Below are 5,782 nucleotides of genomic sequence, written 5' to 3'. Positions count from 1 at the left end.
CGGCGGCGCGGTCGGGGCGGCGCCGGGCGCGGGGGTGTTGAGGAGGGCCGTGCAGGCCAGTTGGCGGCTCGCGCGGGCGGAGAGCCGGGGCGTCCCCTTCGGGAACCGGAGGTCCAGGGTCGTGGCACTCGCGGCGAGGCCCGGGAGGGGGAGGCTCTTCGGCAGCTCCGTCTTCAGCGTCGTGCGTTCCGTGGACGAAGGGCCTCGGAGGAGCGCCCGGAGCGCGCCGCGCGCGGAGGCGTCCGGGCGGGGCGCGGCACGGAGGGTGTCCGGCTCGTCCCGTACGAAGAAGTAGACGCCGTCGGTCAGGCGCAGGCCCGTCGCCGGGGCGCCGACCTCGATGACGCCCGTGGGCGGGACCCCGCAGGCGGCGAGGAGGCCGGCGGCGGAGAGGACGAGGGCGGCGCGCGCGAGCGCGCGCGGGGAGCGGGGCCGCCTCGTCTTCGTACCTCCACGGGGTCGCCTCATGCCCGTACCTCCGTGGCCTGCGCCGGGCTCTCCGGTGGTGTGCGCGGCAGGCGGACGGTGAAGACCGCGCCGCCGTCCGGGCGGTTGGCCGCCGTCACGGTGCCGCCGTGCAGACGGACGTTCTCGTGCGTGATCGCGAGGCCCAGGCCGCTGCTCTCGCTGCGGGTACGGGCCGCCCCTGCCTTGAAGAAGCGGTCGAAGAGGTGCGGGAGCGCGGCCCCGGGGATGCCGGGGCCCCGGTCGCTCACCTCGATCTCCGCGCCGCCCGGCCCCGGCAGCGGGCGCAGCGCGAGGCGGACCGGCGCGCCGCCGTGCTTGAGGGCGTTGCCGACGAGGTTCGCGACGACGACGTCGAGACGGCGCGGGTCGACGCGGGCCCGTACCCCCGCCGGGAGTTCCGTCTCCACCCGGCCCGTCCACCCACGGGTGGAAAGCGTGTGGCGCAGGGACTCCGCGAGGTCGAGATCGTCGGCGTGCAGGGCGACGGCCCCCGCGTCGAAACGGGAGATCTCCATCAGGTCCTCCACGAGGCGCGCGAGGCGCATCGTCTCCTCCGTCACGAGCCGCACCGCGTCGGCCGTGTCCTTGTCGAACCGCGGGGCCTCCTCGGCGAGGACGTCCGTCACCGCCGTCATCGCGGCGAGCGGCGTGCGCAGTTCGTGCGAGACGTCGGCGGCGAAGCGTCGCGCCCGCGCCTCCATCAGGCGCAACTCCGCGACCGACTTCTCCAGCGCCGCCGCCGTCTCGTTGAACGCCCCCGCGAGCCCCGCGAGTTCGTCCGAGCCCTGCACTTTCAGCCGGGTCCCGAGGTCTCCTTCGGCCATCCGCCGCTGCGCTCCCCGCAACTCCCGCACGGGCCGCAGCACCCCGCGCGCGAGGAGCAGCGCGAGCAGCACGGCGAGCCCGAGCGCGGGCAGCGCGGCCCGCTCGACGGCGCTCACGAGCGCCGCCACGTACGCCTCCTCGCTCGACTGCGAAACGAGGAGGTAGACGGAGAGGCCGCTCCGGGCCCGGGAATCGCCCGCGTACGTCACGGGCAGGCCGACGACGAGGACGGTCCCGCCGCTCGCGCGCACCCGCTGGAAGACCGCGACCGAGTGGGTCTCCACCCGGCCGCGCAGCTCCCGTCCGATCAGCCCGGGCGCCGGGCCGCTGCCCGCGTCGGCCCGCAGCCCCCCGTACGTGGCGACGACGCGCCAGCCCTGCGCGCGGTGCCCCGAGACGAGATGGCTCGCCAGCTCTTGCAGCGTGGCCTGACCGGCGGGCGTCGGGATACCGGGCACCACCTGCCCGACCTCGTCCCTGAACTGGTCCACCACGCTGTCCTGGCTCCGCTGCAACACCCCGTTCCGCGCCTCGCGGAAGGTCAGCGCGCCGGTCCCGAGCGCGCTGACGACGGCGACGAGCGCGAAGGCGAGCACCATGCGGCCCCGGAGCCCGCCGAAGGAGGGGAGGTGGGGGAGGGGGCGGCGACGGCGGCGGGGAGCGGGCTCCACGGGGGGAGGCCCAATTCCGTCGCCGGGGGTGGTCCCCTCGCCGGGGGCGGCTCCGTCGCCGGGGGCGGCCCCCGTCTCCGTACCTTCGCCCGGCCCCCGCGCCCCCGCGTCCCGCACCCCCCTCATCCCCCGCTCCCCCCGCGGAAGCGGTAGCCGAAGCCCCGGACCGTCTCGACGCGGTCCGCCGCCGCCGCGAGCTTGTTGCGCAGGCGCTTCACGCAGGCGTCGACCAGGCGGATGTCGCCGTGGTAGCTGTGCTCCCAGACCGCCTCCAGGAGTTGCTGACGGCTGAGCACCTGCCCGGGGGAGGCCGAGAGGGTCAGCAGGAGGCGGAGTTCGGAGGGGGCGAGCGGGACCGGGGTGCCCTCGTGGGCGACACGCAGGCCCGCGCGGTCGATGGTGAGGGGGCCGTGCGCCTCGGGCGGCGGGGTGCCGGGCGTGTCCAGGCGGCGCAGGACCGCGCGGATGCGCGCGTCGAGCACCCGGGCCCGCACCGGCTTGACGACGTAGTCGTCCGCCCCCGCCTCCAGGCCCACCACGACATCGATGTCGTCGCCCCGCGCGCTCACGATGAGCAGCGGCACGTGCGCCCGCTCGGGCGTGCGCAGCCTCCGGCACACCTCCAGGCCGTCCATGCCGGGCAGCATCAGGTCGAGCACCACGACCTCGGGCACGGCACTGGCGAAGGCCGCGAGCCCCTCCTCGCCGCTCGCCGCCGCCCGCACCTCGTGCCCCTGACGCCGGAGCCCGAGGGTGACGGCCCGGCGGACGGACTCGTCATCCTCGATGAGCAGTACGCGGGACATGCGCCCAGTATGCGTGTGCGGAGGTCGATCATCCGTTCGGGCACGGGGGCGCGTGCGGCGGTTGTTACGGAACGGTCTTACGGGCGGCCCAGCACGGTGACGCCCGCTGTGCAGCCTGGAACGGCTCCGTCGCCGACACCGAGGAACCCGGCCCGCCCATGCGCCCCATGAAATCCGCCCCCGGCGGCTCCCGCACCGCCCGCCGCGCCGAGACCCGCAAGGCCAAGGGCCGCAGGCAACTCCTGCTCGGGTTCGCCGCGCTCGCCGTCGTGACCCTGCTCGCCGCCGGTCTCGTCACGCGCGGCGGCGACGGCGGTACGGAGGCGGAGACGGCGCACTCGTCCGGTACGAGTTCCTCGCCGGAGGCGCGCCGCACCGAGGCGCGCGGACGACCGGGCACCTCGTCCGGGGCGGAGGGGTCCACGGAGGCGAAGCCCTCGGCTTCCCCCAAGGCCCCCGCCTCGCCCAAGGCCCCGGACCCCGGCCCGAAGAGCGGCACCGGGATCTTCACCACCGCCTCGGCGAGCGGCGGCCTCGTCGGGCACGGCGCGACCGTGCGCCGGTACACCGTGCAGGTCGAGGGCGGCAGCGGCATATCGGCGACGGAGGCGGCGCGCGAGATCGAGCGCGTCCTCGCCGACCCGCGCGGCTGGACGGCCGACGGCCGCGACTCCTTCCAGCTCGTCGGCTCCGGGCCGCACGACTTCGACGTGAAGATCGCGACGCCCGACACGGTGGACAAGCTGTGCGGGCAGGCCGGACTCGACACGCACGGCGAGGTCAACTGCGACGTCGGCAGCCAGGTCATCGTCAACCTCAAGCGCTGGCTGACCGGTTCGCCCGAGTTCTCGGGCCCGGTGAAGGAGTACCGCGCGCTGATCATCAACCACGAGGTCGGCCACCGCATCGGCCACGGCCACGAGACCTGCCCCGGCCCCGGACGCCCCGCGCCCGCGATGATGCAGCAGATCTACGGGCTCAAGGGCTGCGCGCCGAACGCGTGGCCGTACGACGGGAAGGGGACGTACCTGGGCGGGCCCTCGGTGCCCTGACCCGGACGCGGGCCGGTACGTGCTGCCCGTACCGTGTGGGGCCCGCGCCCCCTCAGCCCGCCACCCCCTCAGCCCGCCACCCCCCGCCCCTCCGCGTCGAGCCGCGCCGGCAGCCCGAAGAGCGGGAACCAGCGGGCCGTGTCCAGGAAGCAGTGCACGCCCCTGATGCGGCCCCCGTCCAGGTCCATGACCTGCACCGCCCAGGGCGAGAAGCCCGAGCCGTCCGGCTCCGGGTGGTAGTGCGCGAAGGCCGGGGCGCCGTTCGCGACGGTCGGCACGAGGCGCGAGCCCCGGCAGACCGAGCCGGTGCCGAGCATCCAGCCCGTGAAGTTCTCCGGGCCGACGAGCCACAGGTCGTACGGCGGCATGGACATCACGACGTCCTCGTGGAGCAGCGCCGTCAGCGCCTCCATGTCGTAGCCCTCGAAGGCGGCCACGTACCGGTCCAGGAGCGCGCGTTGCGCGGCGTCGAGCGGGGCGACGGGGTCGCTCGGCCGCACCGGGTGCTCGGCGAGGGTCGCGCGGGCGCGCTGGAGCGCGCTGTTGACGCCCGCCACCGTCGTGTCGAGCAACTGGGCGACCTCCTGCGCCCGCCAGGCGAGGACCTCGCGCAGGATCAGCACCGCGCGCTGCTTCGCCGGGAGGTGCTGGAGGGCGGCGACGAAGGCGAGGCGCACGGAGTCGCGGAGCGCGGCGGTCTCCGCCGGGTCGGCCGGATTGGCCGGGAGCACCTTCGCGTCGGGCACGGGCTCCAGCCACGTCGGCTCGGGGCGCGCCTTGAGGACGGCGCCCGCCGCGGGCTGCGGCGAGGTGAGGTCCATGGGGAGCGCGCGCCTCTTGCCGGCGTTGAGCGCGTCGACGCAGACGTTGGTGGCGATGCGGTAGAGCCACGAGCGCAGCGAGGAACGGCCCTCGAAGGAGTCGAGCGCCTTCCACGCCCGCACCATCGTCTCCTGCACCGCGTCCTCGGCCTCGAAGGGCGAACCGAGCATCCGGTAGCAGTAGCCCGTCAACTCCCTGCGGTACTCCTCAAGACGCGCGTCCGTCACGGTCGCCCCCGCCTCGCCCACGACATACCCCCGGCTCGGAAAAAAGCATGTGGAAGACCCGCCCCCGCGCGGCCGCGACGACGGTCCTGCGGACGCTACAGGAGCCCACTGACAACGGCCCTTGTTCGCCCGAATTCCGCCTGGGGGGACGGGGGATGAGGTACGGGGACACGGGGTGCGGGACGGCCTGCGGTACGGGTACGGGGCCCGCGCAGATCCGCCCCGCCGCTCCCCCGCCCTGCTGCTCGCTCACCCCCGCCGCGCCGCCACCGTCCCCAGCAGCGTCACGCCCACGACGCCCGCCACCGCGAGCAGCCCGAGGAGGACCGTGCCGCCCCACCCCGCCGCGTGGTACGCGCTCGCGCCGAGGGTGCCGCCGAGGCTGGAGCCGAGGTAGTAGGCGGACTGGTAGAGCGCGGACGCCTGGGCGCGACCCGTACGGGCCGTGTCGCTCACGGACGAGGAGGCGACCGCGTGCCCGGCGAAGAAACCGGCCGTCACGAGCACGAGCCCCGGCAGCACGCACCACAGCGGGCCGCCGAGCGAGACGAGGAGCCCCGCGGCCGTCGTGCCCGCGGCGAGGTAGAGCGCGCCGCGCCGCCCGGTGCGCCGCACGAGCCGTCCGGCGGCGGCGGAGGAACCCGTACCGACGAGGTAGACGAGGAAGACCGAGCCCACGAGGCCCTGCGGGAGGGCGAGCGGTGGGGCGGCGAGGCGGTAGCCGATGACCGTGTAGACCGCGCCGAAGACGGTCATGAAGAGCCCGCCGATCGCGTACAGCCGCAGCAGCAGCGGGTTCGCGAGGTGGCCGCGCACGGTCGCCGCGAGGGCGCGCGGGGCGAGCGGGGCGGGTGCGAAGTGGCGGGGCGCGGGCAGGAGGGCGCGGAAGGCGAGGGCGCAGCCGAGCGCGA

Annotated in this window: 5 protein-coding genes and 1 pseudogene; 1 reads left to right on the top strand and 5 read right to left on the bottom strand. The window is 75.8% G+C overall.

Annotated features, from left to right (window positions below; genetic code table 11):
* From G3I42_RS31610 to G3I42_RS31600, 3 genes are all read right to left on the bottom strand, one after another.
* Nucleotides 1-468, bottom strand: a 468-nt coding sequence (locus tag G3I42_RS31610; protein ID WP_239096808.1) for a hypothetical protein, incomplete at its 3' end; no start/stop codon positions are given.
* Nucleotides 465-1,892 (bottom strand): HAMP domain-containing sensor histidine kinase, encoded by a 1,428-nt coding sequence (locus G3I42_RS31605; RefSeq protein ID WP_164291121.1) that lies wholly within the window; start codon nt 1,890-1,892, stop codon nt 465-467. The genes G3I42_RS31605 and G3I42_RS31610, both read right to left, overlap by 4 nt.
* Before the next feature lie 194 nt (nt 1,893-2,086).
* Nucleotides 2,087-2,770: a response regulator transcription factor gene (locus G3I42_RS31600; RefSeq protein WP_164291120.1), complete on the bottom strand. Its 684-nt coding sequence runs from the start codon at nt 2,768-2,770 to the stop codon at nt 2,087-2,089.
* A 158-nt stretch (nt 2,771-2,928) separates the two neighbouring features.
* Here G3I42_RS31600 and G3I42_RS31595 point away from each other — a divergent pair, with 158 nt between their 5' ends.
* Nucleotides 2,929-3,822 (top strand): DUF3152 domain-containing protein, encoded by an 894-nt coding sequence (locus G3I42_RS31595; RefSeq protein ID WP_164291119.1) that lies wholly within the window; start codon nt 2,929-2,931, stop codon nt 3,820-3,822.
* A 68-nt stretch (nt 3,823-3,890) separates the two neighbouring features.
* Here the strand turns inward: G3I42_RS31595 and G3I42_RS31590 are convergent, their stop codons facing one another.
* Both G3I42_RS31590 and G3I42_RS31585 read right to left on the bottom strand, forming a co-directional pair.
* The gene (locus G3I42_RS31590) at nt 3,891-4,892 is read right to left on the bottom strand and encodes a sigma-70 family RNA polymerase sigma factor (protein WP_164291118.1); all 1,002 of its coding nucleotides are present in this window, start codon (nt 4,890-4,892) and stop codon (nt 3,891-3,893) included.
* A gap of 228 nt (nt 4,893-5,120) precedes the next feature.
* Nucleotides 5,121-5,782: pseudogene (locus tag G3I42_RS31585) on the bottom strand (MFS transporter); the annotation flags it as partial.

This window comes from Streptomyces sp. SID11385 (assembly GCF_010548245.1).
GTDB lineage: Bacteria > Actinomycetota > Actinomycetes > Streptomycetales > Streptomycetaceae > Streptomyces.
Note: the sequence above shows the minus strand (reverse complement) of the source record. Positions and strands in the feature narration are given on the sequence as shown.

Bases quoted from the DNA above. Each gene is read 5' to 3' on its own strand.
- G3I42_RS31605 (WP_164291121.1), bottom strand. From the start codon at position 1,892: ATGGTGCTCGCCTTCGCGCTCGTCGCCGTCGTCAGCGCGCTCGGGACC.
- G3I42_RS31600 (WP_164291120.1), bottom strand. From the start codon at position 2,770: ATGTCCCGCGTACTGCTCATCGAGGATGACGAGTCCGTCCGCCGGGCC.
- G3I42_RS31595 (WP_164291119.1), top strand. From the start codon at position 2,929: ATGCGCCCCATGAAATCCGCCCCCGGCGGCTCCCGCACCGCCCGCCGC.